Origin of the sequence: Bradyrhizobium sp. CCBAU 53421 (assembly GCF_015291625.1) — a bacterium.
In the GTDB taxonomy this organism is placed as follows: Bacteria; Pseudomonadota; Alphaproteobacteria; order Rhizobiales; family Xanthobacteraceae; genus Bradyrhizobium.
Genome location: NZ_CP030047.1, coordinates 5619212 through 5644923, shown reverse-complemented (window position 1 = coordinate 5644923; position 25712 = coordinate 5619212). Strand labels below are relative to the sequence as shown.

The 25712-nt window shown below is 64.4% G+C and carries 27 protein-coding genes; 13 read left to right on the top strand and 14 right to left on the bottom strand.

What is annotated here, in order from left to right:
• Positions 1 to 82 precede the first annotated feature (82 nt).
• Positions 83 to 1681 (top strand): glutamine-hydrolyzing GMP synthase, encoded by a 1599-nt coding sequence (gene guaA / locus XH92_RS27075; RefSeq protein ID WP_305825186.1) that lies wholly within the window; start codon positions 83 to 85, stop codon positions 1679 to 1681.
• Between the two features lie 525 nt (positions 1682 to 2206).
• Here the strand turns inward: guaA and XH92_RS43955 are convergent.
• Positions 2207 to 2476 carry a hypothetical protein gene (locus XH92_RS43955; RefSeq protein WP_371818093.1) on the bottom strand — a complete coding sequence of 90 codons (270 nt, stop codon included), beginning with the start codon at positions 2474 to 2476 and terminating at the stop codon, positions 2207 to 2209.
• Between XH92_RS43955 and XH92_RS43670 the strand changes: the two genes are divergently transcribed.
• The gene (locus XH92_RS43670; protein ID WP_256437483.1) at positions 2475 to 2597 is read left to right on the top strand and encodes a hypothetical protein; all 123 of its coding nucleotides are present in this window, start codon (positions 2475 to 2477) and stop codon (positions 2595 to 2597) included. The genes XH92_RS43955 and XH92_RS43670 overlap by 2 nt on opposite strands.
• Positions 2598 to 3170: 573 nt before the next feature.
• Here the strand turns inward: XH92_RS43670 and XH92_RS27070 are convergent.
• A complete protein-coding gene (locus tag XH92_RS27070; protein WP_194454835.1) occupies positions 3171 to 3734 on the bottom strand; it encodes a TetR/AcrR family transcriptional regulator in 564 nt (187 codons plus the stop codon).
• A gap of 111 nt (positions 3735 to 3845) precedes the next feature.
• Here XH92_RS27070 and XH92_RS27065 point away from each other — a divergent pair, with 111 nt between their 5' ends.
• A complete protein-coding gene (locus XH92_RS27065) occupies positions 3846 to 4499 on the top strand; it encodes a glutathione S-transferase (RefSeq protein WP_194454834.1) in 654 nt (217 codons plus the stop codon).
• Positions 4500 to 4660: 161 nt separating this feature from the next.
• Positions 4661 to 5305, top strand: coding sequence for a hypothetical protein (locus XH92_RS27060; RefSeq protein ID WP_194454833.1), 645 nt, complete (start codon positions 4661 to 4663; stop codon positions 5303 to 5305).
• 789 nt (positions 5306 to 6094) lie between these two features.
• Here XH92_RS27060 and XH92_RS27055 read toward each other — a convergent pair.
• Positions 6095 to 6694, bottom strand: coding sequence for an NADPH-dependent F420 reductase (locus XH92_RS27055; RefSeq protein WP_194454832.1), 600 nt, complete (start codon positions 6692 to 6694; stop codon positions 6095 to 6097).
• Between the two features lie 30 nt (positions 6695 to 6724).
• Positions 6725 to 7459, bottom strand: a complete 735-nt coding sequence (locus tag XH92_RS27050) for an SDR family NAD(P)-dependent oxidoreductase (RefSeq protein WP_194454831.1) — start codon at positions 7457 to 7459, stop codon at positions 6725 to 6727.
• 289 nt (positions 7460 to 7748) lie between these two features.
• On the opposite strand from XH92_RS27050, the gene XH92_RS27045 reads away from it, so the two are divergent.
• Positions 7749 to 8645, top strand: a complete 897-nt coding sequence (locus tag XH92_RS27045; RefSeq protein ID WP_194454830.1) for a LysR family transcriptional regulator — start codon at positions 7749 to 7751, stop codon at positions 8643 to 8645.
• A gap of 143 nt (positions 8646 to 8788) precedes the next feature.
• On the opposite strand, the gene XH92_RS27040 is transcribed toward XH92_RS27045, so the two are convergent.
• Complete coding sequence (locus XH92_RS27040; RefSeq protein ID WP_194454829.1) at positions 8789 to 9025, bottom strand: hypothetical protein; 237 nt, start codon at positions 9023 to 9025, stop codon at positions 8789 to 8791.
• 308 nt (positions 9026 to 9333) lie between these two features.
• Here XH92_RS27040 and XH92_RS27035 point away from each other — a divergent pair, with 308 nt between their 5' ends.
• Complete coding sequence (locus XH92_RS27035) at positions 9334 to 10518, top strand: serine hydrolase (RefSeq protein WP_194454828.1); 1185 nt, start codon at positions 9334 to 9336, stop codon at positions 10516 to 10518.
• Positions 10519 to 10543: 25 nt separating this feature from the next.
• On the opposite strand, the gene XH92_RS27030 is transcribed toward XH92_RS27035, so the two are convergent.
• On the bottom strand, positions 10544 to 11197 hold the full coding sequence (locus XH92_RS27030; RefSeq protein ID WP_194454827.1) for a glutathione S-transferase family protein: 654 nt from the start codon (positions 11195 to 11197) through the stop codon (positions 10544 to 10546).
• A 426-nt stretch (positions 11198 to 11623) separates the two neighbouring features.
• Between XH92_RS27030 and XH92_RS27025 the strand changes: the two genes are divergently transcribed.
• Both XH92_RS27025 and XH92_RS27020 read left to right on the top strand, forming a co-directional pair.
• A complete protein-coding gene (locus XH92_RS27025) occupies positions 11624 to 12097 on the top strand; it encodes a VOC family protein (protein WP_194454826.1) in 474 nt (157 codons plus the stop codon).
• 188 nt (positions 12098 to 12285) lie between these two features.
• On the top strand, positions 12286 to 13545 hold the full coding sequence (locus XH92_RS27020; RefSeq protein WP_194461436.1) for a serine hydrolase: 1260 nt from the start codon (positions 12286 to 12288) through the stop codon (positions 13543 to 13545).
• Between the two features lie 7 nt (positions 13546 to 13552).
• On the opposite strand, the gene XH92_RS27015 is transcribed toward XH92_RS27020, so the two are convergent.
• The 4 genes from XH92_RS27015 to XH92_RS27000 all read right to left on the bottom strand — a co-directional run bounded on the left by XH92_RS27015 (position 13553) and on the right by XH92_RS27000 (position 16432).
• Entirely contained in the window at positions 13553 to 14050 is a 498-nt protein-coding gene (locus tag XH92_RS27015; RefSeq protein ID WP_194454825.1) for a peptide deformylase, read from the bottom strand.
• 70 nt (positions 14051 to 14120) lie between these two features.
• The gene (locus XH92_RS27010; protein ID WP_194454824.1) at positions 14121 to 14993 is read right to left on the bottom strand and encodes a bifunctional helix-turn-helix transcriptional regulator/GNAT family N-acetyltransferase; all 873 of its coding nucleotides are present in this window, start codon (positions 14991 to 14993) and stop codon (positions 14121 to 14123) included.
• Between the two features lie 72 nt (positions 14994 to 15065).
• A complete protein-coding gene (locus XH92_RS27005; RefSeq protein WP_194454823.1) occupies positions 15066 to 15926 on the bottom strand; it encodes a DMT family transporter in 861 nt (286 codons plus the stop codon).
• Positions 15923 to 16432, bottom strand: a complete 510-nt coding sequence (locus tag XH92_RS27000; RefSeq protein WP_194454822.1) for a MarR family winged helix-turn-helix transcriptional regulator — start codon at positions 16430 to 16432, stop codon at positions 15923 to 15925. Before XH92_RS27000 ends, XH92_RS27005 begins: the two co-directional genes overlap by 4 nt.
• A gap of 214 nt (positions 16433 to 16646) precedes the next feature.
• Here XH92_RS27000 and XH92_RS26995 point away from each other — a divergent pair, with 214 nt between their 5' ends.
• Entirely contained in the window at positions 16647 to 17444 is a 798-nt protein-coding gene (locus XH92_RS26995; protein WP_194454821.1) for a DUF899 domain-containing protein, read from the top strand.
• Positions 17445 to 17477: 33 nt separating this feature from the next.
• On the opposite strand, the gene XH92_RS26990 is transcribed toward XH92_RS26995, so the two are convergent.
• Positions 17478 to 18380, bottom strand: coding sequence for a LysR family transcriptional regulator (locus XH92_RS26990; protein WP_194454820.1), 903 nt, complete (start codon positions 18378 to 18380; stop codon positions 17478 to 17480).
• A gap of 149 nt (positions 18381 to 18529) precedes the next feature.
• Here XH92_RS26990 and XH92_RS26985 point away from each other — a divergent pair, with 149 nt between their 5' ends.
• The 3 genes from XH92_RS26985 (at position 18530) to XH92_RS26975 (ending at position 21746) form a co-directional block, all read left to right on the top strand.
• Positions 18530 to 19036, top strand: a complete 507-nt coding sequence (locus XH92_RS26985; RefSeq protein WP_371818092.1) for an N-acetyltransferase family protein — start codon at positions 18530 to 18532, stop codon at positions 19034 to 19036.
• The gene (locus XH92_RS26980; RefSeq protein WP_194454818.1) at positions 19033 to 20211 is read left to right on the top strand and encodes an MFS transporter; all 1179 of its coding nucleotides are present in this window, start codon (positions 19033 to 19035) and stop codon (positions 20209 to 20211) included. Before XH92_RS26985 ends, XH92_RS26980 begins: the two co-directional genes overlap by 4 nt.
• Positions 20212 to 20282: 71 nt before the next feature.
• On the top strand, positions 20283 to 21746 hold the full coding sequence (locus tag XH92_RS26975) for a M20/M25/M40 family metallo-hydrolase (RefSeq protein WP_194454817.1): 1464 nt from the start codon (positions 20283 to 20285) through the stop codon (positions 21744 to 21746).
• A 3-nt stretch (positions 21747 to 21749) separates the two neighbouring features.
• Here XH92_RS26975 and XH92_RS26970 read toward each other — a convergent pair whose 3' ends face one another.
• Positions 21750 to 22259, bottom strand: coding sequence for a DUF1993 family protein (locus tag XH92_RS26970; protein WP_194454816.1), 510 nt, complete (start codon positions 22257 to 22259; stop codon positions 21750 to 21752).
• A gap of 18 nt (positions 22260 to 22277) precedes the next feature.
• Complete coding sequence (locus XH92_RS26965) at positions 22278 to 23714, bottom strand: MFS transporter (protein WP_194454815.1); 1437 nt, start codon at positions 23712 to 23714, stop codon at positions 22278 to 22280.
• A 124-nt stretch (positions 23715 to 23838) separates the two neighbouring features.
• Between XH92_RS26965 and XH92_RS26960 the strand changes: the two genes are divergently transcribed.
• Positions 23839 to 24750: a LysR family transcriptional regulator gene (locus XH92_RS26960; protein WP_194454814.1), complete on the top strand. Its 912-nt coding sequence runs from the start codon at positions 23839 to 23841 to the stop codon at positions 24748 to 24750.
• Positions 24751 to 24770: 20 nt separating this feature from the next.
• Here the strand turns inward: XH92_RS26960 and XH92_RS26955 are convergent, their stop codons facing one another.
• The gene (locus XH92_RS26955) at positions 24771 to 25676 is read right to left on the bottom strand and encodes a LysR family transcriptional regulator (protein WP_194454813.1); all 906 of its coding nucleotides are present in this window, start codon (positions 25674 to 25676) and stop codon (positions 24771 to 24773) included.
• Between the last annotated feature and the right edge of the window lie 36 nt (positions 25677 to 25712).

The window sequence follows — 25712 nt, the reverse complement described above, 5'->3', positions numbered from 1 at the left end:
GATTTGTCCATGCCCAAAGAAGAATGTGGGCGCCCCGCGCTGCGCGGTTGCGGGGGCGGGCGCTGTCGCGTATCTGCTTGCCATGACAGCCCAGCACACAGCCCGCGAACCGTCGACGCCCTCCGTGGCCTCGGCGCATGACAAGATTCTGATTGTCGATTTCGGCAGCCAGGTGACGCAACTGATCGCCCGCCGCGTCCGCGAGATGGGCGTCTATTCCGAGATCGTGCCGTTCCAGAAGGCGGAGGCCGCCTTCAACGAGATGAAGCCGAAGGCGGTGATCCTCTCAGGCGGCCCGGAGTCCGTGCACGAGACCGGCTCGCCGCGCGCCCCGCAACTGATCTTCGAGTCAGGCGTTCCCGTGCTCGGCATCTGCTACGGCCAGATGACCTTGGCGGCCCAGCTCGGCGGCGAGGTCGAGGGCGGGCATCACCGCGAGTTCGGTCGTGCCGACGTCGAGGTGAAGACCGACAGCCAGCTGTTCGACGGCGTCTGGGGCCACGGCGAAAAGCATCAGGTGTGGATGAGCCATGGCGACCGGATCACAAAAATGCCGCCCGGCTTCTCGGTGGCCGGCACCTCTGCGAATGCGCCGTTCGCGATCATCCAGGACGAGAAGCGCAAGTACTACGGCCTGATGTTCCATCCCGAGGTGGTGCACACGCCCGACGGCGCAAAGCTGCTGCGCAACTTCGTCCGCAAGGTCGCGGGCCTGACCGGCGACTGGACCATGCGGGCCTTCCGCGAGGAGGCGATCGAGAAGATCCGCGCCCAGGTAGGCACCGGCAAGGTGATCTGCGGCCTCTCCGGCGGCGTCGATTCCGCCGTGGCGGCGGTGCTGATCCACGAGGCGATCGGCGACCAGCTCACCTGCGTGTTCGTCGATCACGGCCTGCTGCGGCTCGACGAGGCGAAAACCGTCGTCGACCTGTTCCGCAACCACTACAACATCCCGTTGGTCCATGTGGACGCGTCGAAAGAGTTTTTGGGCGAACTCGAAGGCGTCACCGATCCCGAGGTGAAGCGCAAGACCATCGGGCGGCTGTTCATCGACGTGTTCGAGGCGGAGGCCAAGAAGATCGGTGGCGCGGCATTCCTGGCGCAGGGCACGCTCTACCCTGATGTGATCGAGAGCGTCTCCTTCACCGGCGGACCGTCGGTGACCATCAAGTCGCACCACAATGTCGGCGGCCTTCCGGCCCGCATGAACATGAAGCTGGTCGAGCCCTTGCGCGAGCTGTTCAAGGACGAGGTGCGCGTGCTCGGCCGCGAGCTCGGCCTGCCCGAAGTGTTCGTCGGCCGCCACCCGTTCCCGGGCCCGGGCCTTGCCATCCGCTGCCCCGGCGACATCACAAGAGAAAAGCTCGACATCCTGCGCAACGCGGATGCGGTTTACATCGACCAGATCCGCAAGCACGGCCTCTATGATGCGATCTGGCAGGCCTTCGCCGTGCTGCTGCCGGTGAAGACCGTCGGCGTGATGGGCGACGGCCGCACCTACGAATACGTCGTCGGCCTGCGCGCCGTCACCTCGACCGACGGCATGACCGCCGACTTCTACCAGTTCGAGATGAAGTTCTTAGGGGAAACCGCGACGCGCATCATCAACGAGGTGAAGGGCGTGAACCGCGTGGTGTACGACGTGACGAGCAAGCCGCCGGGGACGATCGAGTGGGAGTAGGGATACAGGCGGCGGCGATATCGTAGTTTGGAGTGATCGCCCCGGCTCTTCGTGTCGTCCTGTGTGTCTCCAACCTCCTCTGGCCCGCCGCAAACAACGGCACTGCATGGAGCGTGCGGAGCGCGCTGAAAAGTCTCAGCACGCCGGCGGTGCGGACCCGATCACGAGCTCAAAACGCCCGGCCTGGTCAAACTGACCGCGATCACGGTTCCCGATTGTGAGGCTATGCGGGACGGGTTCGGGCGTTGTTCGGACTTACTGCACAATGCTGCCCCTGCGCTGAATCGCCCGCTGCCTAGGCCAGATGCGCTGGCGTCTGAGATTGTTGCTCTAGCTTCCTGGGCCGACAACCTCCGCCAGCGTCAGAACACTGCGAGACTGCCTTGATTGCGGCGTTGGGGACAGCCGGTCACAGCGGTCAAGTTTCGCTGAGCGTCCGCTGCGCTGAAAATTGTCTTGAAGTGTCGCATAAATCCTAGGTTTTGCGACACGACGCGCCCCGAAATACAGGCCGCGTCTATGCGATCATCGACTTCGAGAAATTACGCCAGTCATATATTCGTTCAGATCGCGAAAATCCTTAACTGTCCATGCGAATGCAGGCAGCCTTACGCCGTTTTCTCGTAATGTCCCGGGAATCAGATCTCCATTTGGACGGAGTATTACGGATGAGACAATGACGCCCGGGTAATCGACCAGGCGTTGGCGGAAAGCAGGAGTTGTAAGATCGGGCGTGGGAGGGACACTCTTTTTAGCCAATGGCCCTGTGCCCTTAATATCGGTTCCGTGGCACATGGCGCACCTCGACAAGAAGATTCGTTCTCCATTTCTGCTGTCAGCAAGGGCGGCGGACGGAATCAAAAGCGTGATTGCCAGTGCGGCGAAGAAATTTTCTTTAGTCATCATTGCGCTCTGAAAAGCCTGCGCTTAACCGAACGCGGCCGACGTAGGAGGAAAACTATTCCCTGACGATAATGCCATGTGCTTGGGTATCCAATGCCAGAGCTGGCCCTGAATCGCCAGATCTGAGCGATACGAGTGAAGGCTGTACAAGAATCTGTCCGCGCTTGGCATCCCGTTCACTATGGCAGGTTGGGCAGAGGGCGGCTTTTGGCGCAAAAGCGGACCTGCTTCGATAGCGCGCAGTAGTGGGGTGAGCGGTGTAGGGACCATCGGATGACCAAACCAGCGCTTTCCTAATCTCTGACGGTATGTGAAGCTACGCTGCGCCAGTACGAGCCGGCGATTTCCGTCACGCATGCAGGGCTATTCAGTCGATTGACTCCGATAGGTAGCGGTATCGCCGGTTTTCCGAACAGCACAAATTATTCTGCGAATTCAAGACCGAAAAAATGCGGCGGGTATACCGTCGGGATTTGTCTGTCAGCCTTGAAGATTTGTACTTGTAGATCAACGACGCAACGTCGTCCCAAATGATTGAGTGGGAGTAGGGGGTCACCGCCTCACCTCGATCTGACATTCGGGCCATCTATGCCGGCAGAAGACCCGCGGCGCGATAGCTGTCGATCATCGAGTCGTAGAGCGAAATATCGGAGCGGCTTCGGGCGATGAGCTGCGCGCCGGCGACGGCGGCGAAGATGGCGCGGGCCCGCTGTTCGCTCTTTCGCGAACTGACCAGGCTAGCCGCCACCAACAGCTTGCTCAGCCACGCCACGTTGACGTCGGCAAAGGTCTGGACCTCCTTCTTCACTGCGTCCGGCAGGTGGTCGACTTCCGCCGACATGAAGCTGCAGAGGCACATTCGATTGTTGCTCTCGAGCGCTTTGCGAAACACCTCGGGATATCGACGCAGGCAGCGGACAGGGTCGGCCGTTTCTGCCAGCATCGCCTCGAGTTGGGCGGCGGTGTCCTCCCAGTAGCGTCGCGCGACGGCCTCGCCGAGATCGGCCTTGCTTGGGAAATGGTGATAGATGCTGGCGGCCTTGATCCCGACTTCGTCCGCGAGATCGCGGAAGTTCAAGCCGATATAGCCGCGCGCCTGCGCGGTCCGCTTTGCTGCCGCCAGGATGGCCTCCCGAGAGCTTGAACTCACCTCATCGCCTCACTGCTTCGTTATCTACCAAGTGACAGATAGGCGTTGACCGGTCGGATGTGAAGTATTCATATGGACCCTACCAAGTGACAGGTAGGCAAAGGAGTCCCGATGAAGATTTACGATTGGCCAACTGGCCCATATCCGGCCCGTGTTCGCATCGCCCTGGCCGAGAAGAAGCTGCGGTCGCAAGTGGAGTTCGTATTGGTCGATCTCTACAAGGGCGAGCACAAGAAGCCCGAATTCCTGGCCAAGAACTACTCCGGCACCCTGCCGGTGCTCGAACTCGACGACGGGACCTTCATTGGCGAGTGCACGGCCATTACCGAGTACCTTGACGCGCTCGACGGCGCACCGACGCTGACCGGCAGGACGCCGCGCGAAAAGGGCGTGATCCACATGATGAGCAAGCGCGCCGAACTGGAACTGCTCGATGCCATCAGCGTCTATTTCCACCACGCCACGCCGGGCCTCGGGCCTCATGTCGAAATCTATCAGAACCCCGAATGGGGATTCCGTCAGCGCGACAAGGCCCTCAGGGGGATGCACTACTTCGACGGCATTCTGAAAGGACAGCCGTTCGTCGCCGGCGACGCATTCACGATGGCCGATATCACCGTCATAGGCGGCTTGATATTCGCGGGACTTGTGAAGGTGCCGGTGCCGGTGGAGTGCGAGGCTCTTTCGGCATGGTATGCAGCGATGCAGGAGCGTCCGAGCGTCAAGAACCGGATCACGATGTCCGAGCCGATCGAGGCAGCTTGATCGAGATCGTAGTTTGCGACACCGCTCTCGTGAGACTGACGCGAGAGCGGCCCGACGCGGGCTGTTTCCAGGGGCCGTGTAAGGCAAATTTTACCTTTCGCGACCTTCAACTTCTTAATCGTTCCCGTTTAGCCTCCCCGCAAAACAACAGGGGGTTGCGCATGTTCGGCAAGCGGAAGACCGATTCTGACGGCAAGCGCCGCGTGTTCGGCGAAGACGTGTTCGCGGGACGACATGGCGACATGCTGCGGTCGCTGGGATTCGGCCTGAACGACGCCGCGAATATCATTCCCGACGAGGCCGAGTTCGCGCGCAGGGTCAAGCAATCCCTGGCGACACAGGATGCGCGCCGGACAAAGATCGAAACGGAGCTGCTGCAGGCCCATGGCCACAACGCGATCCGACCGTTCTTCGTGCTTTCCGAGCCGGTCTACAACGGCGAACTCGGCCAGTTTCTGATCAAGTTGATGAACCTGTTGCCTTATGACGATTGGAATATCATCTACCTTCCGATGGACCGGGCGACGCAGGTGGCCATGGGCGGTCTTCCCCTGCATCCGCGCCAGTCGATCGGTCCAATCGACGAGCTGATGTGCAAGCAGATCGGCGCCTTCTACAGTCAGTACAAGGAAGGCAAGCAAAAGGTGGACTCACACGTTCGCGAGGTCGGTATTTCAGCCGCCCACGACGTGCTGGACAAGTTCGTGACCTATGTCGAACACATGCCCCGCCGGATTCTCGATCACGTCGACTTCGTTCGACCAATGATCATCAAGCTCATCGCCGATGTTCAGAGCAAGGCGTAACCGGGCCAAACAACCGCGAGCGCAAAATGCTCAACTGGCCCTTTGCGGCCGCCGGATCGCCACCGTACTGGCCTGTTGGCTGAGCGACGCTTGTGGAGCGGAGACGAGAAGGACGGAGCGTGGCTTTCTTCCCAGTGCTCATGCGCTCCCTGGCCGACGTGTTTCTCGAATCCCGCTCCACCACGTGCGACAAATCAACCCGACGGGCAACTCACCAAAACGTGTCAATCCTGCGATAAGAAAATATTCCGCTTGGCGTTTAACCCAACTCAGATGTTCAATCCGCCGGTCTCACCCGACACGAGGGGCGGATCGCGATCGTCACGAGCGTGGTGTGGGATGCGGTGGACGCTGAGTGCGCAGTTGACGAACGCGCATGAGGCGGACGGCGAAGTCGTGTGGTCCTGACGCCCTAACGGCAGGTGTCTTCTTGCATTGCGCGATGCGCGTGTGAGGACGGTGACAAAGAAGCCCAGTCTCGCCGGGGAGAGCACGAAGTAAGCCGCACAACCATCGCGCAGGGAAGGCCGGATGTTTCCGGTTACACCTGTGGTCCTACCCCCGAGCTCTCTACCCATCGCTCGGGGCCCATGGGTGCGATCGGCACCCGGTCTTCCCTGCGCCCTCGGATCGAAGAGGGTGAAACCAACAGTAAAGCTCGGACGATTATCGTCGCGAGAACGCGTTGTCATATCTGACGCCGTTTGACACCGTTGAACCGAACTGCGCGCTGTACATCCGGCGCGGCCAGGGTGTCGCCCCGCTGTTCGAACGGCGCCCATACGCCGATCACTGCTCCTTCTTGAATAGATCCTGGAAGATCAGCGGGCCCCAAACGCGGCCGCGTGCGTGCACCAGCGCGCCACCTTCGTTGAGCTTTCCGAGCTTGACGGGTGCGAACCCGAGTTGCTTGGCGAGGGCCGCCACGGGAGCGATCGCGTCCTCGTCGTCGCTGGACAGGAAGATGACCCGGTGGCCGCCCTCGACGATCGGATCGGCAGCCAACTTGGCCGCAATCAGGTGATTGAACCCTTTCACGAACCTGGCGCCGGTGAACGCCTTGGCGGCGAAGGCGGACGAGGGGAGACCGTCCAGCTCCTCAAGCGGAACCAACGCGTTCATCGCGTCGATGACCGTCTTGCCTTTCCAGCTCGGCAGCGTCTTCGCAACCTCGCGATGCTCCTCGAACGGGACCGCCAGGATGATCGTGTCGGCCTCGAGTGCATCCCGCAGCGACCTGGCGACCACCGTGGGCCCGATCGCCCGCGCCTGCGGTACCAACGCCTCGGGTGGCCGGCGGCTCGCGACGGTCACCTCGATGTTCTTGCGGGCGAAGGCTCGGGCGAGGGCCTGGCCTACCTTGCCGAAGCCGATAATTGCGTAACTCATATGTTTCTCCGATACGTGTTGCGGGTGAATTCAGATGGCCGAGAAGCCGCCGTCGACTGACAACTCCACTCCATTCACAAAGCTCGAATCGTCTGAGGCGAGAAACAGCGCGGCCGCCGCAATTTCCTCGGGACGACCCATCTTTCCCCGCGGGATCAGAGATTCGAACATCCGCTTCGCCTCCTCGGTGAGAACCTGGTCCTGCATCGGCGTGGCGATCGGCCCCGGGCTCAGCACGTTCACCCGGATGTTCCTGCCCTTCAGCTCGTTGAGCCAGGTGCGTGCGAATGAGCGCAGCGCCGCCTTGCTCGCCGCATACACGCCGTAACCGGGAAAGCCTTTCACCGAAGCAACTGACCCGGTCATGAAGATCGATCCGCCATCGTTGAACAGCGGCAACGCCTTCTGAACCGCAAACAGCGTGCCGCGCGTATTCAGGTCGAAGGTCGCATCAAAATGCTGCTCGGTAATCTCGCCCAGCGGCACGGCGTTGCCCATGCCGGCGCTCGCGTACAGGACGTCGATCTTGCCCTTTTCCCGCTTGACGGTGTCGAACAGGCGGTCGAGGTCGTCGAGGCGGGCCGCGTCGCCGCGTACACCGGTCACGTTGCGGCCAATCAGCTTGACGGCCTCGTCGAGCGCCTCCTGCCTTCGCCCTGTGATGAAAACATAGGCGCCTTCTTCAACGAACCGCCGGGAGCTCGCCAGCGCCATGCCGCTCGATCCACCCGTGACGACTGCAACCTTACCCTCAAGCTTACCCATGACTTCTCCTTCAGGCTCCGTCTTTGGTCATTCGGGGATGCCCCCGAGCACCTCGAAGTAGGCCAGCCGGCGTCAGGCGTTGAGTGCGGAAGCGCGCACATCGGTGGTGCGAAATCCATCCGGCTGGACGGTTGAAGGAGGCCGCGATGACGGATGTCCGTCGTTCGGAATGGGCCGCGCTTGTCGGCTTGGGCTATGATGATCGCGCGCAATACCCACATACGAGATCTTGTTCGGTGTATCGGATATCGGCTTTGGAAGGCGCACCCCAGCGGTGCTGGATTGCACCATGATCGACTGGGATGACGTTCGCTACTTTCTTGCCGTCGCGCGCGGAGGCTCGGTGCGGGCTGCCGCCGAGCGGCTTGGGGTGAACCACTCGACCGTGCTGCGACGCGTCGCCCAGCTTGAGGAACGGCTCGGGGCGCAGATGTTCGAGAAACTGCCTTCGGGCTACCGCCTGACGGCTGCGGGGGAGGAGGTTCTCGAGCTCGCGGACCAGATGGAAGCGTCGTCGCACCAGCTGGAGACGCGCGTCTTCGGCCGCGACCAGAGCGTGCGCGGGCTGCTGCGGGTGACACTGGCACCGACCCTCGCGACACACCTGCTGATGCCGGACTTCGCCGATTTCGCGCGCCTGCATCCGGACATCGAGATGGAGATCCTGTCGTTCGGCGAGCTGGCAAATCTGACCAACCGGGAGGCCGACGTCGCGATCCGTGTCGTCTACGACCGCCAAACCCTGCCGCTCAATCTTCACGGGCTGAAGGGACCGGAGCTGTTCGGAGGCATCTACATATCCCGCGAGCGACTGGCCGCATGGCGCGCGGGCGCGCCTGATCCCATCAGGTGGATCGTCATCAGTATTCATGGAATCCCGGACTGGGCCCACGAGGGTGAGGTTCGCGCCGCCGAGGTTCCGTTCAGGGCTACAGATGCCGAGGCGCAGATCGTCGCGGTGCGGCAGGGGATCGGGATGACGACGCTGCCGTGCTTCGTCGGAGACGCCGACCCTCTGCTGGTGAGGGTGCCGGGTACCGACCTGCATATGTACGGAACGCTCTGGCTTCTCACGCAGGGGGAGACACGCAAGACGAAGCGCGTGCGGCTCTTCACCGAGTTCATATCCCGCAGGCTCGCTGCCCACGCTCCGCTTCTCGCCGGCTTGTCGATATCGCGCGACTGACGCGCGGCGGCCCTCAGCGCGCAGAGCGGATTAAGCGATCGCTGACCCGCTCTACGAGCTGGAATCTTGTTATCTGTCGCAATCGCACATCGCGCCGACTCAGCAGCTAACAGCAGCTCGGCCGACCGATGCGCGCGGCGCGATCAATACGGACCCGGTTCGCAGGGGACATTGCCGCCGGTCCAGGGCGCAGTCGCGAATGAACCGACACGCGGCGCCGGAATGCAGGCGCGACCCTCGACATAGACGGGCTCGGCCGGCGCGGCTGCGTTGGCTTCGGCGACATGCCTGGAGGCAACGTGGGTTTCACGCGCAATTGCCGGTGACGCGATCGTGGCAACCGCGATTAAAGCAGCCGACAACAGTTTGACGTTCGTCATTCAGTTTCTCCGTTTGCTTACGGGGCCAAGGAGTCTGGCCTCGTCAGATAGATGTGCGCGGAGCGGGCGCAGTTAAACGCAATCCTTGCTCACGCCGGCTCAACGCTGCGTGAGTTTCGCGACCGCCGAGAGTCCGGGGCGAAGCAATGTTTGATCACGCGGCTGTCCGCACGAATGCTCAACGGACGAGCGAACTTGAAACAAACAGTAACGGTGATTTCACTCGCGCTGGACGAAGTTATATGAGAAGATGCAACCAAAGATCAGCTCGTGCATCTTCACCGTGAGAGGGCGAAATGAGCGACCAAGTGATCGACGGGACGACAAGTCCGGCACAAATCGTTCAGCAGGCGGCCGAAAATTATCTCAAGATCAGCAATGCACCCGGCTGCTGCATCGCGGTCTATGACGAAAAGTCATTCGGCACCAAGGGCTACGTCTACCCCAAGGGACTGTCAGGCGTGCCCGGCTCTTCGCCCGCGCCATTTGCCGTCACGACCGACACGGTGTTCGAGATCGGATCGGTGACCAAGGTGTTCACCAGCACATTGCTGGCGGTGGCGGTCAAGGCAGGCGGGCCCAGTCTCGACGACCCGATCGGCCCTTATCTGAACGCTGGCCACAACCTCAGCCCGAACCCGATCGGAACGCCGGTGCTGGACGCCATCCAGCTCGTGCAATTCGCCACCCATACCTCCGGCATGCCGGAGCAGCCGGGGGATGGCTTGACCGGCTACAGCCAGCAACTGTTTGCCGATCAGCCGCCCTCCAGCGAACTCGTCGCGTGGTGGAATCAATACGATACGCCGCCGCCAGGATGCTGGCAGTATTCCAATATCGGTTTTGTGACCCTGGGTTTTGCGGTCACGCAGATGTATGGGAATGACCCGGGCCATAACTACAACTTGATCCTGGCCGAATACGTCACCGGTCCGCTCGGCATGAAGCAGACCGGAGCCGTGCTCGATTCTTCCTGGAAGATCGCGCAGGGATGTATCGGGCATTGGAGCAAGAGCACTGAGCCGCCATATTCGATCGTGTTCGATCGCAATACGCCGACTGGCGGCACGGCCTTCGATCTGAAATCCACCGGCGACGATATGCTGAAGTTTCTTGCCGCGCAGATCGCGGCACCGAAGGGGCCGCTCGGCGCGCAGATCGCGCTCACGCAGCAGAACCAGGGGACATTCCCGGTCTGTGGGGAAAAGACCAGCGTCACCATGGGGCTCGCCTGGCAAATCACGTCGGACGCGCAAGGCCATGCCGTCTTCACGAAGAATGGTGCGACGAGCCAGGGCGGGTTCGAGGCGATCGTGATCGTTGTGCCGGAACTGCAATGCGGCGTGGCGGTGCTGAGCAACCAGTATTTCAATGCGTCGGGCGTGCATCCCGCGGGGATCGCACCCGGCAGCACCGCGCTCAAGATCATTTCGCAGCTTCATCCGGGATTTGAGCTGACCGAACCGCTGGCGGAACACGAGTCATTCGACTAGTGCGCATATCCCGCGTGCCCAAGCCTCAGCCGGTCGGTTGCTTGCCCGTGTTAACCGCCAGCTGCGCCGCGAAAGCCCGCTTGTACGCCGGTCGCGCTTCGCCGTGGGCGACGTACGCGGAAAGGTTCGGATATTCGTCGAGGATGCCCGATAGTCTCAGCCTGAGCAGCACCGACACCATCATCAGGTCGCCCGCGCTGAATGCGCCGTCGAGCCAGTCGGCATCGCCGAGGCGGGCGGAGAGCTGCTTCAGCCGGTCGCGGATGCGATCCATGACCAGGGGCAGGCGCTCTTGGGTCCAGGGCTTGTCGCTCTCCAGGATCCTGGCGGTGACGAGTTCGAGGATCGGCGGTTCCACGGTGTTGACCGCGGCAAACATCCAGCTGATTGCGCGGGCGCGGGCATTGGCGTCGTCAGGCAGCAGGCCGGCGTGGCGCTCGGCGATATGGAGCACGATCGATCCGGTTTCGAACAGTGCGAGATCACCTTCCTCATAGGTCGGAATCTGGCCGAAGGGATGCAGCGCCAGATGTGGCGGCTGCTTCATCGCCTGGAACGAAACCAGGCGAACCTCGTAAGGTTGGCCGACTTCTTCCAGCGCCCAACGAACGCGCGTATCGCGCGCCAGTCCCTTGCCGCCATCGGGGGACCGTTCGAAGGCGGTGATGGTCGGGGTCATCGTTTCACTCCATGTCCTTGCGTTCCGAGGACGAACGAGCGGCGTCCGTCCCGACAGCCGATCCCGGACTATTTTGAGCGCAAGCGTCCCTGCGCCCTCCGCAGGGGAGCGAAGAGCAAGGCAATCTGTGTCGCGAGAATGCGAACGTATAACTCGTGATCGCGCAATATATTCAGTGTCGTCCCGGCGGGAGGCCGGGACCCATACGCCGCAGCAGGCGTCATGTGGGAACTCGTCGTGTCAGCAACACTCAACAATTTACATTTGGGGTCATGGGTCCCGGCCTTCGCCGGGGCGAGGGCGGGGCGTGTAGAGGCGGTGTTGCGACAAACGCCGCTCCCCTGAATTATTTTCACCAGCCCGTTGCCGCGGTGTCGGCTGGCTTCTTCGTCAACCGTCCTTTGCGCGTAAACCAGGAGACTGCAAATGACCGATCTCGTCACATGCCTTTGGTTCGATCAAGGCCAGGCGCGCGCAGCGGCGGAATTCTACGCCGCGACGTTTCCCGACAGCCATGTCGATGCAGGGCATGTCTCGCCGATACCGGGCATCGGGCAGGGCGATGAACTGACGGTCGAGTTCACCGTGCTCGGCCGCCGCTTCGTCGGCCTGAACGGCGGCTCCAACTTCACGCCGAACGAGGCGGTCAGCTTCATGGTGCTCACCGACAGCCAGGAGGAGACCGATCGCTACTGGAATGCGGTCACCGGCAATGGCGGCAAGGAATTGCCGTGCGGCTGGTGCCGGGATCGCTGGGGCTTTACCTGGCAGATCACGCCGCGGCGGCTGCTCGAGCTCGTCAACGGCACCGATCGCGCCGCCGGACGGCGCGCGATGGAGGCGATGATGACGATGAAGAACATCGACATCGCCGCAATCGAGCGGGCGGCCGCGGCGTAATCCGCTTGGTGGAATGATTTGGCCCGGACGCGACAGTCGTGCGTCCGATCGAGCTGGTCTATGCGGCGCGAGGCCATTTGCCTCGCGGCATGCGCACGCGGCGACGGTCACCCCGGCGCAAACGCGGGATGTGTGCGATGCCATCGCGTGATACGCATTTCGCTCCGCAGCTCTGGAGCCAGCCCCTGATGTCCGTCGCAGCCGCCGCAACTCAACAAAATCCGACCGCCGCAGAGAGCGATCCCGAGACGCTCGGCTGGATGCAGGGCTTTCCGCCGCCGCGAGACAAGACGATCACGTTCCTGGACGGCTCGTTCCGCAGCTTCCCTGAGCTGCGCTGGGCCTGGAGCAACATCCGCCAGCTGGTGCCGACGGTGAACGTCTGGCGCGGGGCCGGGCCTGCGTCGATGCTGCCGCGCGAGGATCACGACATCGGCATCTCCGCGTCGGTGACGATGGACGGCCGCCCGCAGACGTTCGCGCGCATGCTCGAGGACAGCTATGCCGACGGCATCGCCGTGCTGCACCGGGGCAAACTGATCTACGAGCGCTATTTCGGCGCCTTGAAGCCGCACAAGCCGCATATCGCGATGTCGGTGACGAAGTCGTTCACCGGCGTGCTGGCCGGCATGCTGGTCGCCGAAGGCAAGATCGATCCGCAGGCGCCGGTCACCGACTATGTGCCGGAGCTGAAGCCAAGCGCGTTCGGCGATGCGCGCGTGCACGAGGTGATGGATATGACCACGGGGTTGAAATACACCGAGGTCTATACCGATAGGAATTCCGACGTGTGGGGGCTGCGCCGCGCCAACGGCATGGCGCCGATCCCGCCGGGCTACGAGGGTGCCACCAACATCTTCGACTTCCTCTGCGCGCAGCAGAAGCAGGGCGAGCACGGCAAGGCCTTCGCCTACAAGACCGTCAACACCGACGTGCTGGCCTTCATCTGCCGGCGTGCCAGCGGCATGACCTTGTCGGACCTGCTGTCCGAGCGAATCTGGGCGCCGATGGGCGCGGAGGAGGACGCGCATTACCACGTCGACCGCATCGGCACCGAGAGCGGCGGCGGCGGGCTTTCGACCACGCTGCGCGATCTCGCCCGGTTCGGCGAGACGATGCGCAATCACGGCCGCTTCAACGGCCGCCAGATCGTGCCGTCAACGGTGGTCGAGGACATCGCGCGCGGCGGCGACCCCGAGAAATTCAGGCCGGCGGGCTACACCACATTGCCTGGTGCCTCCTACCGCAATCAGTGGTGGGTGACGCACAATGCGCACGGCGCCTACATGGCGCGCGGCGTGCACGGCCAGGGCATCTATATCGATCCGAAGGCAGAGATGGTGATCGCGCGCTATGCCTCGCACCACGCCGCCGGCAATGCCGCGAACGACCCTGTGACGCTGCCGGCCTACATGGCGTTGGCGAAGGATTTGATGGCGGCAGGGTGAGGTCCGGCTAGGTTCGCGAGATCTTCTCGAACCGCTTGATCAGGCGCTCCCGTTTCAAGCGGGAGAGCCGCCTGATCCAGAAGACACCGTCGAGCTGATCGATCTCGTGCTGATGGCACGCCGCGCGCAGCCCGTCGGACTCCTCGATCTCCACGTTGCCGTAAACGTCCTGATAGCGGATGCGGACTCTCGCGTGGCGCTCGATCTCGTCGTTGACGCCGGGCATCGAGACGCTGCCCTCCTTGTGCAGGATCATTTCGGGCGAGGTCCAGATGATCTCCGGGTTGACATAGGTCCGCGGGCCCTCGCTGGCGTCGAGCTCCAGCACCACGACGCGCAGCGATACGCCGATATGCGGCGCGGTGATACCGATGCCGGGCGCTGCATGCATGGTCTCGAGCAGATCGGCCGCCAGCTTGCGCAGTACATCGTCGAACAGGTTGACGGGCTCGGCCGGCAGCGCAAGCCGCGGATCGGGATAGCGGACGATGGGGCGGATAGTCATGTCCGTGTCATAGGCCAGTGCACGACGCCGGACAACACGTGCAAGAGGCGTGCTGGGAGCGCTGCGCTGCTCAGAGATGCTTCTCGAAGAACAGATCGGGGTAGGGGTCGTCGTTGAAGCGCGGGATCTCGGTCCAGCCGGTTCGACGGTAAAGCTGGCCGGCTTCCGCCAGCGCGCTGTTGGTGTCGAGCCGCAGCACCGCGATGTCGAGCTCGCGCGCGGCGTGCTCGGCCGCATCCATCAGGCGGCGGCCGAGGCCGAGCCCGCGCGCGCCAGGTGCGACCCAGAGCCGCTTGATCTCCGCGTACTCGCCGCTCGTACCCTTCAGCCCGACGCAGCCGATCGGCAGGCCGTCCGACATCGCCACGATGAAGCTGCCGCGCGGCCGCACCATGTCCTTGGCATCCGGATCGCGCGACAACTTGACATCAAACCCCTGTTTGAAGCGCCGCGCGAGCTCGGCGTAGTATTCGCCGAGGCAATAGCGCGCCGCGTCGCTGCGCGGGTCCATCTCGTCCAAGGCGGTGCCGTCGCGCCCGAGCGCCGAGGCGATCAAATCCATCGCTGCCAGCAGCGCCTCGCGTTGCGAATTGTGGGCGAGGAAGTCCTTCGCCTGTCGGTTGGAGATCGCCTCATACGCGTTGAATTCGCGCCTGCCTGCCGCCGTCAGTTTCGCGATGCGTCGACGCGCATCGGTCTCGTGTGCCGTGGTCTCGATCAGCCCTTCGTCCTCGAGGCTACGCAACAGCCGGCTCATCAGGCCGGAATCGAGCCCGAGATAATCCCTGATCTCGCCGACGTCAGTGCGGCCGTGCCCGATCGCGTTCAGCACGCGCGCGGCGCCGAGCGGCCGGCCGCGGCCGAGGAACGAGGTGTCGAGCGCGCCGACCGCAGACGTGACGGCACGGTTGAAACGACGGACGCGGGAAACCGGATCGAGCATATATCTGACTTTAGTCAGATATCGTGCTGGCGTCAATTCCGATGGCTGCGCGATCGGCCTGGCCACCTGAACCTAGCCGCGCGCCAGCACCAGCACGTTGCCGGCAAGGATCGCGGCGGCGCCGGCCAGCACCGGCCAGCCCAGCACGAGATGCTCGAACAGCGCCGACAGCACCAGCGCAACGAGCGGCACCAGTGCGAGCGTGTAGGCTGCGCGGCCGGGACCGAGCCGGCGCACCAGCTCGAAATAGAGCATGAATGTGATGCAGGACGCGGCGACGGCGAGATAGAGGAAGCTTGTCAAATAAGAGAGCGAGACGTCGGCGGCAAACGGCGTGCCGGTCGCGACCGCCCAGAGCGCGCTCGCGGCCGCACCAACGAATGCGCCCCAGGCGAGCACGGAGGCGACGGGCAGTCCGGCGCGCTGGTTGCGCGCGCCGACCGTTGTCCCGGCACCGGTCGCGATCGCCGCTGCAAGTGCCCAGGCGAAGCCGGCGAGCGGTGCGGCGCCATGCGCGATGGCGCCGGGCAGGAAGATGATCGCAAGACCGAGGATCCCGCACAGCGCGCCCCAGACGAACCCGGAGGAGATCGGGACGCCGAGCGTGGCACGCGCGATCACGGCCGCGAACAGCGAGGACGTCGACAGCACCAGCGCCGCAAGTCCGCTCGGCATCCGCGCGGTCGCTTCATAGAACGCGATGAAGGCAATGGCGAAGAACAGCAGGCCCTGCACCGCGACGGCCAGCCGGTCCTTGCGCGGGATCGCGAGCGATATGCCGCGCAGCCGGCCGTAGCCGAGCAGGATGAGGCCCGCGAGCACCATGCGCAGCGCCACCGACCACGGCGCAGGCGTGACGCCGGCCTGCATCGCGGTTGCCAGCGCGCCGCCGCCCCACAGCAGTGCGGTCAGCGCGAACAGCATGGCCGTCATGGCGTTGCGGCGTCGTCGAGCAGCGCGCGCCAACCGCCGGCATCGATCCGCGCACTTTCTCCCTCGAGCCGGGTCAGGGTAGAATCAAGTGCCGTCCGCTCGCTCTCCGAGAGGCGCGACAGCAGCCGCGCCTCGATCGCGCTGCCGAGCGCAGCGATCCGGTTGAATGCGATCCGGCCGCTGCGGGTGATGCTGACCGCAGCGAAGCGACGGTCGGTCTTGCCCGGCCGCCGCACCGCGAAGCCGAGATCTGCGAGCTGGCCGATGCCGCGGCTGACCGCGAACGGATCGAGCGCGCAGGCGCGGCCGATCTCGGAGGCATTGGCGGCGTCGCGCTCGGCGATGACGGCGAGGATGCGCCAGCCGGCCTGGCTCAATCCGAACGTCTCGCTGTAGAAGCTCTCGAGCGGGCGAGCGACCTGCGCTGCGACGAGAAACAGGCGATAGGGCAGCCAGGCGCTGAGCTTCAGGCCATCGTCGGACACGGGGGCAGCAGTTTGCTTCATGGCGGCGAGGCTCGCATAGTTATTTGCAAAGTGCAAGTATTATGCAAGGAGATGGAGGCGATCGGCGCGCATGCGCGAAAATCCCGACACACTTGTCACTCCCATCATCGGGTGCCGCCGCGCCAGATTGCGGCATGGCCAATGACGAACGGCCTCGGCGCGGGAACTGCGCAGCGGTCGCGGAGTTCGTCCAATTCGAAAGATGGAGATCATCATGAGCAAATCGGCTGACAACGATCGCGGCGGACTGGCGGCAATGCAGACCCCGCCCGTGGTATCGCGGGAGGCGTGGGAGGCGGCGCGCCTGGAGATGCTGGTCAAGGAGAAGGCGCATGTGCGGGCGCGCGATGCGCTTGCGGCCGATCGGCGGCGGATGCCGTGGATGGCAGTCGAGAAGTCGTATGTCTTCGAGGGGCCGAACGGCAAAGCGAGCCTGCTCGATTTGTTCGAGGGGCGCCGGCAGCTAATCATCTATCGCGCGTTCTTCGAGCCCGGCGTATTCGGGTGGCCCGATCACGGCTGCCGTGGCTGCTCGCTCGGCGCCGATCAGGTCAGCCATCTCTCGCATCTGAACCAGCGCGACACCACGCTGGCCTATGCTTCGCGCGCGCCGCAGGCCGACATCGCGCGGCTGAAGGCGCGGATGGAGTGGGATATGCCATGGTACACGATAACAGATAGTTTTGATGCCGACTTCGGCGTCGCCGAATGGCACGGCCACAACGTGTTCATCCGCGACGGCGAGCGGATCTTCCGCACCTACCTCGTCAACAGCCGCGGCGACGAGTCGATGGGCACGGTGTGGAGCTATCTCGACATCACGCCGTTCGGTCGCCAGGAGCTCTGGGAGGATTCGCCGAAAGGCTATCCGCAGGGCCCGACCTACAAATGGTGGAACTGGCACGACAATTACGAGGTGGAGACCGCGCCGAACGCGAAGTGGGCGGCCGTGACCGACGCCGGCGAAGCCGCATTCCGCAAGATCGCGGAGCAGGAACGCAAGGCGACGTGAGGGTTGGAGCAGGGAGGACGCGCGGCGTCCTCCCTAGCGGCCGCTATCCTTGGTGGCCGAGAGTCCCTTCAGCGCGGACAGCGTCTGCCGCAGGCCGCGGTCGAGGCGCTTGTCGCGGCGGATCACGACCGCGAGGCGGCGGTAGAGCTTTGGCGACAGCGACCGGACGATCAGGTCGCGCTGCTTGGTTCGGGCGGGAACCGCCATGCCGGGCAGGATCGCGCAGCCGAGGCCGGCGCGCACCATCTCCTTGATCGCCTCGACGCTGCCGAGCGACATCAGCGGCTTCAGCGACACGCCGCCGCGCGCCAGCCATTCGTCGGCAGTGCGCCTTGTGTTGCCGCCGGGCTCGAACAGCAGCACCGGCCTCGTCGCCAGCACCTCCGGCGTGATCCGAGCCGGCAGCGGCATCTCTCGCGGCGCGATCAGCACGAACTCGTCGTTCATGACCGGCGTGATCTCAAAACTTCGTCCCGACACCGGCAGCGTGACGAGGGCAATGTCGATCGTGTTGTCCTCGACGGCTCTGGCGATCTCCGCCGTATTGCCGGTCGTGACCGTGATCTCCAGCGACGGCAGCGCGGCCCGCAGCTCCTTCAGGATCGGCGGCAGCAGGAAGATGCAGGCGGTCGCGCCGGTGCCGAGCCGCACGCGGCCCGCCGTTCCCGTGGTCTGCTGCGCAACGGCGTCGACCGCCGACGTCACCGCCGCGTTGATCTGCTGCGCGTGCGAGAGCAGGGCGACGCCGGCAGCCGTTGGCCTCGCCCGTCGTCCGACCCGCTCGATCAAGGTCGCATTCAGGCTCCGTTCGAGCTGGCGCACCTGCAAGCTTACCGCGGGCTGCGTCAACTGCAGCCGCTCGGCCGCGGCGGAGAAGCTGCCGCAATCGATCACGACGGCGAAGCTCTCGAGATAGGCGAGGTTGAGGTTCTTCATCAAAGGACGCCTTATGCAACGCATAACCAATCAAAGCTTCACTTATATAACGCCAGGGCGCATGCTCGGGCAATATTGACGGCTCGGGTGGAGACGGAATGGTGGCAGACAGCAACGGCGTCGTGGTTCGCGATGCAACGGACGACGACATGGCTGAGGTGCAGGGCATCTACGCCCATCACGTGCTCAACGGACTGGCGACCTTCGAGGAGGTACCGCCGACGGTGGACGAGATGCGCAGCCGCCGCAACGCCGTGCTGGCCGCGGGCCTGCCGTACCTCGTGGCTGTCGTCGACGGCCGGGTGGCCGGCTATTCCTATGCGACGGCATACCGGCCGCGGCCAGCCTATCGCAACACCATTGAAGATTCGGTCTACGTGTCGGAGGCCCTGCTCGGCCGCCGCGTCGGAGCGGCGCTGCTGCAGGCGCTGATCGAGCGATCGGAGGCCGGGCCCTGGCGTCAAATGATTGCCGTGATCGGCAACAGCGGCAACGCGGGATCGATCGCGCTGCACCGTCGCATGGGCTTCGAGATGGTCGGAACGCTGCGATCGGTCGGCTTCAAGCTTGGGCAGTGGGTCGACACCGTGCTGATGCAGCGGCCGCTTGGGCCGGGCGCCTCCACGCTTCCCGCGGAGAGGGAATTGCCACGGTGATTGCCCGCCGCGTCGTGGCCGCCCTCGGGCTGGCTCAACTGATCTCGTGGGGCGCGACCTACTATCTGATCGGCGGCTTCGGCGAGCAGATCGCCGCGGATCTCGGCTGGGGGCGCGACGTAGTCTATGGCGGATTCGCTGCGGCGTTGCTGGTGATGGGGGTGACGTCGCCCCTGGCGGGGAGGTGGGTGGACAGAAGCGGTGGCCGTCAGGTCATGGTGGCAGGCGCCGTGATCAACGCGCTCGGCTGCATCGGTCTTGCGGTCTCGCATCAGATCAGCAGCTATTTCGCATCGTGGATCGTGCTCGGCCTCGGCATGCGGCTGACGCTGTACGATGCAGCATTCGCTACGCTAGCCCGGATCGGCGGGCCGGAGGCGCGCCGCGCGATGTCCGGGATCACCCTGCTCGGTGGCCTGGCGGCCACCGTGTTCTGGCCGCTCGGCCATCTGCTTTCGGAACAGTTCGGCTGGCGTATCGCGGTGCTGGTCTATGCCGGTCTCGCACTGCTGACGATCCCGCTGCACCTGCTGATTCCGAACAAGCGGTTTGCCGGCGTGCCGAGCTCCGCAGCGCCGGCACATAGGCAACCGCGCGCCGTCAGCCGCCGCCAGCTTGCGGCGGCCGGCGTGCTCTATGCCATGATCATGACCGGCGCTAACTTCCTGAATGCAGGCATGTCCGCGCACATGATCGCGGTGCTCGGCGGCCTCGGGCTCACCGTCACGGTGGCGGTATGGATCGCAACGCTCCGGGGCATCGGGCAATCCGCCGCGCGTCTGTGCGAGGTGCTGTTCGGCGCACGGCTTGATCCGCTGGCCCTCAACCTGATGGCGTGCCTGATCATGCCGCTCTCCTTCATCGCAGGCCTGTTCAGCGGGTCGTCGAAGGAGATGGCGATCGCCTTCGCGCTGCTCTACGGCGCCTGCAACGGCATTCTGACCATTACCAGGGGAACGCTGCCGCTGATCCTGTTCGATCATCGCAGCTACGGTACGCTGGTCGGCCGGCTCATCGTTCCGAGCTTCATTTTGCCCGCGGCGGCGCCGCTGGTCTATGCGATCGTGATCGACCGGTTCGGCGATGCCAGCGCGCTCTATCTCTCCACCGGCCTTGCCGTGACGACCTTGTTCGCAGCCGCGATGCTGAAGGTGATGTTCCCCAGAACTTCTTGAGCTCGAGGACTCCCTGAGGCCAGCGGCGCAGTTTATCCTGTTTCAAAACCAGATAAGGGAGGAAGAAGAACATGGTGCTGTCGACCAAGACCCGCCTCGCTGCGTTGGCCCTAGCTGCGTTGCTGTCCTGTGCCGGAGCGGGACATGCGCGTGCCGAGCAGCCGGGCGACCGTACGGTTGCGCTGCTCAAGAAGCTGATCGCCTTCGACACGTCGAATGGCCCGGGCGACACGCGGGCGCTCGCCGAATATCTCAAGTCGCAATTCGCGCCGCTCGGCGCCGAGGTGGACATCTTCGTGGCCCCGAACGGCAAGGCCGCGCATTTCATCGCGCGGCTGCGCGGCGACGGTTCGCGGAAACCGGTGCTGCTGGCCGCGCATGCCGACGTCGTTCCGGTCGAGCGCGAGAAGTGGACCGTGGAGCCGTTCGGCGGCGTCGAGAAGGACGGCTTCGTCTACGGGCGCGGCGCGATGGACTTCAAGGGCGGGCTCGCCGTGTTCGCCAGTGCGGTGATGCGACTCGCCGAGGAGAAGACGCCGCTGTCGCGCGACGTGATTTTCCTGGCCGAAGCCGATGAGGAGCAGGGGCAGTACAGTACGGTATGGCTGGCGAAGAACCATTGGGACAAAATCGACGCGGAATTCGCGCTGAACGAAGGCGGCTATGTGCTGCAGGAGCGCGACGGCACGGTGCGCCAGATCAATATCACGACGGCGGAAAAACTCTCGGCAACCTTCGCCTTGAAGGCGTCCGGTCCCTCCGGTCATTCCTCACGGCCATTCCCGGCGGGCGCGATGGCCAACGACCGCCTGATCGCGGCGCTGGCCAAGCTGGCGGTGCATGATCCGGCCGTCAAGCTGGTGCCGGCGACCGAAGCCTATTTCAAGGCGCTGCTTCCGATCGGTTCGGAGCAGACGGCATCGGATATCAAGCAACTATTGGCTGCCAAGGATCCGAGTGATCTCGAAGCGGCCGGAAAGAAACTGGTCGCCGACAATCCCAAGGACAGCCTGCTGCTGCACGCACTGCTGCGCGATACGATGGTGATCACCATGATCGACGCCGGCATCAAGCCCAACGTCATCCCCGGCGATGCCAAGGCGGTCGTGAATACGCGGCTGCTGCCGGGCACCACCACAGATCAGATGATCGAGGAGATCAAGCGGGTGATCGGCGATCCCGGCATCGAGGTCAGCATTGTGAGCTCGCTGTCGCAACAGGACGCGCGGGAGGCTTACCTGATGCGCTCCAGGATACCGGCGTCACCCGTCAATACCGAGCTCTATGCGGCGCTGGACCGCAACGCGAAGCGGGTCTGGAAGGATGCCGTCCTGGTGCCGACGATGTTCGAGGCGGGCACCGACGCCACCGCCTGGCGCGAGCGCAACGTGCCCGTCTACGGCATCTATCCCTATCCGCTCGACGACGACATCCTGAGCCGGATGCATGGTAACGACGAAAGGATCGGCGTCGAGGCGATCAGGCAGGGGACGGAGTGGGTCTACAACACGCTTCGCGAGGTCGCGAAGAAATAGAGGTCACTCCGAGAGGTATTTGCCCAGGAAGTCACGCTTGCCGAGCGGCACGCCGCGATGGCGCAGGATGGCGTAGGCGGTGGCGACGTGGAAAAACAGGCTCGGCAGCGCGAATCCGTACAGATAGCGCGCTGCCGGCATCGGGGGGACGCCGAACGGCAGGGTGACGATGCGTTCCGCCGCGCGGTCGAATGCCCGAACCGGGACCGTGTCGACGTAGTCGCGCGTTCGCGATATCCGGGCGTGGGCATCGGCGAGGGTCTGTTCGTCGTCGGCAAACAGCGGTGGCTCGAGGCCGGCGAGCCGCCCGGCAGCGCCCTTGGCGTGATCGCTGGCCCGTTGCACCTGGCCGATCAGCGTCAGCATGTCGGGCGTCAGCCGCGCCGCAAGCATGGTGTCGGGATCGAGACCGCGTTCGCGGGCGTGGGCCTCGCCCTTGCGCAGCAGATCGGCAAGCGCGTCGAGCATCTGGCGGAATACCGGGACGGACGCATCGTAAAGCGGAGTGTTCATGGAATTGTTCTCCTGATTTCATCCCGCCGGCTCGCGCGGCAGCCACAGCGACAGCCAGCCGCCGAGCGCAAGCAGTGCGACGTTGCAGCCGAGCGCGATCGTGAAGGCTTGCGCGTAATCGTCGGCCTGCGGATGCGGCCCGAGCAGGCTGTAGAAGACGCCGCCGATCACGGCAACGCCGAGTGCTGCGCCGATCTGGAAAGTCGAGATCATCATCCCCGATGCCAGCCCGGCGTGGCGCGGATCGATGCTGCCGATCACAGCCTTGATGACCGAGGGCATCACGGTGCCGAAGCCGAGCCCGCCGCAGATCAGGCCGAACTCAAGGCTTTGCGGCAGCTCGCCACTGACCGACGCCATCACGACGCCGAAGCCGATGACCTGGAGCGCGAAGCCCAGCGTCAGCGTGCGCGCGCCGAGCCATTGCATCACCAGCGACGACACCAGCGAACTGACGAAGAAGCCGGTGGCAAAGGGCAGGGTGGCGAGGCCGGCCGCCAGCGGTGAGAAATGCAACCCGCTTTGCAGGTAGACCGCAAAGGTCAAATAGAACGACGACAGCATGTAGAAGGCGAGCGCCATCACCAGCCCAATCACGAAATCGCTGTTGCGCAGCAGATGTAGCGCGACCAACGGGTCGCCTCCATGGGCGGACAGGCGCGCCTCGAAGCGGACGAAGCCGGCGAGCATCAGCGGAGAAGCCAACAGCATCGCGACGATCCAGGCCGGCCAGCCGGATTCCCGACCCTCGATCAGCGGATAGACCAGCAAGCCCAGCGTGAGCGACAGCAGGATGACGCCGACGATGTCGAGCCGTTGGGCGTGCTCGGCACGCGAGTCGGTGAGGAACAGCAGCCCGCCGATCAACGCGGCAAGGCCGATCGGCACGTTGATGAGGAAGATCGCCTGCCAGGCCAATCCGAGTGGATGGGCTGAGACCAGGACGCCGCCGAGCACCTGGCCGCAGATGTTGGCAAGACCAAACGTCGCGCCGTAGAAGCCGAGCGCGCGGCCCTGTTCGGCCGCCGGAAACAGCACGCGGATCGAAGCGAGCACCTGCGGCGCCATCACGGTCGCGGTGAGGCCTTGCAGGATCCGCCCGGCGACGAGCACGTCCGGCGACCACGCCACACCGCACAGCACCGACGCGACCGTGAAGCCTGCGACGCCCGCCAGGAACATGCGCCGCCGCCCGAGCAGGTCGCCGAGCCGGCCGCCCGTAATCAGGAAGACCGCGTAGGTCGCGGCATAGGCCGAGATCACGAATTGCACCTGGCTCGCCGAGGCGCCGAGATTGTCGCGAATGGCCGGCAGTGCGAGGTTGACGACGTTGAAGTCGAGGATCGGCAGGAAGGCGCCGGTGAGCAGCACGGGCAGCGCCAGCCATCGCCGCGGGTCGACCGTTGCCGGCCGCGTGTCATGCAGTTGCAACGTCTCGGTGGTCTCGCTTGTCACCTGCCAGCTCCTCTGCGTTGCCGGCGCGGCGCACGCGGTGTGCCCGTCGGTCGAACTTTTCGGGAAGATGGCCTGTCTGTCTGTGATAATGTACTCCTCAACTCCGCGAACTGAGTTTGCAAAAATGAACAGCCCGCTCGATTGGAACGATCTTCGGCTCGTCCTCGCCGTCGCGCGGGAAGGCAGCCTCTCCGGGGCGGCGCGGAAGCTGGGCGTCACGCACTCGACGGTGTTTCGTCGCTTGGGCACGATCGAAACGCTGATTGGGACGCGGCTGTTCGAGCGTTTCCGCGACGGTTACGCGCCGACACCGGCCGGCGAGACCGCGGCCGCTTCGGCGGCCCGGCTCGAGGATGAAGTGCTCGCGCTCGAGCGCAGGCTGGCGGGGCAGGACCTCAGGCCGTCAGGACCGGTCCGGATCACCACGACGGATACGCTTGGCACGGTGCTGGTGCGGCATCTTCCCGCGATGCGCGCTGCGCATCCGGAAATCCAGCCGGAGATCATCATCTCGAATGCGATGGCGAACCTGACGCGCCGCGAGGCCGAGATCGCGATCCGGCCGACGCCGGCGCCGTCCGAACTGCTGGTCGGGCGGCGCGTGGCCGATATTGCCCATGCGGTCTACGGATCGAGGGCCTATCTCGCCCGGCGTCACGACAAGGATCTGTCCGCACACGATTGGGTCGGGCTCGACGATGCGCTGGCGGGGACCGTGATCGCCGGCTGGATGCGCGAGAACCTGCGTCCGGCGCGCCTCACCTGCCGCGTCGATGCACTTCCGGCGCTGCGCGATGCCGCGTCTGCGGGACTGGGACTTGCGCTGCTTCCCTGCTATGTCGGCGATCTCGCGCCCGCGCTGCGCCGCCTGACACCGAAAGCGCTGGCCGAGCCGCGCTCGGCGCTGTGGCTGTTGACCCATGACGATCTCAAGCGCACCGCGCGCATCCGCGCCACGCTCGATTTTTTGGCCAGGGCGCTTGCGTCGGAGCGCGCGCTATTCGAGGGAAGGCGCGCCGGCCGCGCGCGGCGCTAGCCGGCAGGCGCGCAAATCGATCAGGACTCCGCCGCCTCCGTGACGGTGCGGACGTCCTTTGTCGGGCGACTAGCCGGCGGACGATGATGTTCGCGAAAGGCACTTGCCAAGGTTTTCAGCGTTGCGCGCGACTTCGCATCCGACAATTTCGACAGCAGCATGATCTCGGATGGAGGCAGCGCCGGGAGGCCGAACTTCTCGGTCACCTCGACCGCGCCCGGAGGGACGACCCGGCGCGAGAACACCGAGATCGCAAGGCCCGCCGAGACCGCCTCGGCGACGGCAAAGGCTCCGCAGCCAAGGAAGGTTTCGGTCCATGGCAGCCCCGCGGTGTCGAGCGCGCGTGTGGCGGTGTTGAGGATGCCGCAAGACGGTGAGGAGGCTGCCAATCGAAATGGCTCGCCATCGCGATGGACAAAGTCCGGCGTGGCAAACCAGGCGAAATGATCGGGCCCCAGAACCACGCCGTCGCGCCGGTCGTCATCCCGGAACACGATCACTGCGTCGATCGTCCCGCGATCGAAGGCCTCCAAGAGGTCACGAGCATCGTCGAGCCGTACCTCGATCGTCAGTGCCGGATCATGCGCATTGAGCCGCGCCAGCAAGGTCGGAAGCTCGGGCGCGCCGACGTGGGTCGCGATCCCCAATGAGAAACGGCGGCGAACGGACGACAGCCCGGCGACCGCACGATCGTGCGCGGCAAGGAAGGCGCGCGCGGACTCGAGGAACACCGCGCCCTGCGCCGACAGGCGCACCAGCCGCGGCGTTCGCTCGACCAGTTTCTGGCCGACCCGGTGTTCCAGCCGTTTCAGCTTCACGCTGATCGCGCCTTGCGTGGTGCCGAGCGCGTCGGCGGCGCGGGTAAAGCTCTTGAGATCCGCGATGGTCACGAAAGCCTTCACGGCGTCGACGTCGAGCGTTGTCATGTCAGTCATCCGGAATTGTTGTCTCTGAAATATCTA

Bases quoted from the DNA above. Each gene is read 5' to 3' on its own strand.
- guaA (WP_305825186.1), top strand. From the start codon at position 83: ATGACAGCCCAGCACACAGCCCGCGAACCGTCGACGCCCTCCGTGGCC.
- XH92_RS43670 (WP_256437483.1), top strand. From the start codon at position 2,475: ATGGCGCACCTCGACAAGAAGATTCGTTCTCCATTTCTGCTGTCAGCA.
- XH92_RS43955 (WP_371818093.1), bottom strand. From the start codon at position 2,476: ATGTGCCACGGAACCGATATTAAGGGCACAGGGCCATTGGCTAAAAAG.
- XH92_RS27065 (WP_194454834.1), top strand. From the start codon at position 3,846: ATGAAGATTTACGATTGGCCAACTGGCCCATATCCGGCCCGTGTTCGC.
- XH92_RS27060 (WP_194454833.1), top strand. From the start codon at position 4,661: ATGTTCGGCAAGCGGAAGACCGATTCTGACGGCAAGCGCCGCGTGTTC.
- XH92_RS27055 (WP_194454832.1), bottom strand. From the start codon at position 6,694: ATGAGTTACGCAATTATCGGCTTCGGCAAGGTAGGCCAGGCCCTCGCC.
- XH92_RS27050 (WP_194454831.1), bottom strand. From the start codon at position 7,459: ATGGGTAAGCTTGAGGGTAAGGTTGCAGTCGTCACGGGTGGATCGAGC.
- XH92_RS27045 (WP_194454830.1), top strand. From the start codon at position 7,749: ATGATCGACTGGGATGACGTTCGCTACTTTCTTGCCGTCGCGCGCGGA.
- XH92_RS27040 (WP_194454829.1), bottom strand. From the start codon at position 9,025: ATGACGAACGTCAAACTGTTGTCGGCTGCTTTAATCGCGGTTGCCACG.
- XH92_RS27030 (WP_194454827.1), bottom strand. From the start codon at position 11,197: ATGACCCCGACCATCACCGCCTTCGAACGGTCCCCCGATGGCGGCAAG.
- XH92_RS27025 (WP_194454826.1), top strand. From the start codon at position 11,624: ATGACCGATCTCGTCACATGCCTTTGGTTCGATCAAGGCCAGGCGCGC.
- XH92_RS27020 (WP_194461436.1), top strand. From the start codon at position 12,286: ATGTCCGTCGCAGCCGCCGCAACTCAACAAAATCCGACCGCCGCAGAG.
- XH92_RS27015 (WP_194454825.1), bottom strand. From the start codon at position 14,050: ATGACTATCCGCCCCATCGTCCGCTATCCCGATCCGCGGCTTGCGCTG.
- XH92_RS27010 (WP_194454824.1), bottom strand. From the start codon at position 14,993: ATGCTCGATCCGGTTTCCCGCGTCCGTCGTTTCAACCGTGCCGTCACG.
- XH92_RS27005 (WP_194454823.1), bottom strand. From the start codon at position 15,926: ATGACGGCCATGCTGTTCGCGCTGACCGCACTGCTGTGGGGCGGCGGC.
- XH92_RS27000 (WP_194454822.1), bottom strand. From the start codon at position 16,432: ATGAAGCAAACTGCTGCCCCCGTGTCCGACGATGGCCTGAAGCTCAGC.
- XH92_RS26995 (WP_194454821.1), top strand. From the start codon at position 16,647: ATGAGCAAATCGGCTGACAACGATCGCGGCGGACTGGCGGCAATGCAG.
- XH92_RS26990 (WP_194454820.1), bottom strand. From the start codon at position 18,380: ATGAAGAACCTCAACCTCGCCTATCTCGAGAGCTTCGCCGTCGTGATC.
- XH92_RS26985 (WP_371818092.1), top strand. From the start codon at position 18,530: ATGGCTGAGGTGCAGGGCATCTACGCCCATCACGTGCTCAACGGACTG.
- XH92_RS26975 (WP_194454817.1), top strand. From the start codon at position 20,283: ATGGTGCTGTCGACCAAGACCCGCCTCGCTGCGTTGGCCCTAGCTGCG.
- XH92_RS26970 (WP_194454816.1), bottom strand. From the start codon at position 22,259: ATGAACACTCCGCTTTACGATGCGTCCGTCCCGGTATTCCGCCAGATG.
- XH92_RS26960 (WP_194454814.1), top strand. From the start codon at position 23,839: ATGAACAGCCCGCTCGATTGGAACGATCTTCGGCTCGTCCTCGCCGTC.
- XH92_RS26955 (WP_194454813.1), bottom strand. From the start codon at position 25,676: ATGACAACGCTCGACGTCGACGCCGTGAAGGCTTTCGTGACCATCGCG.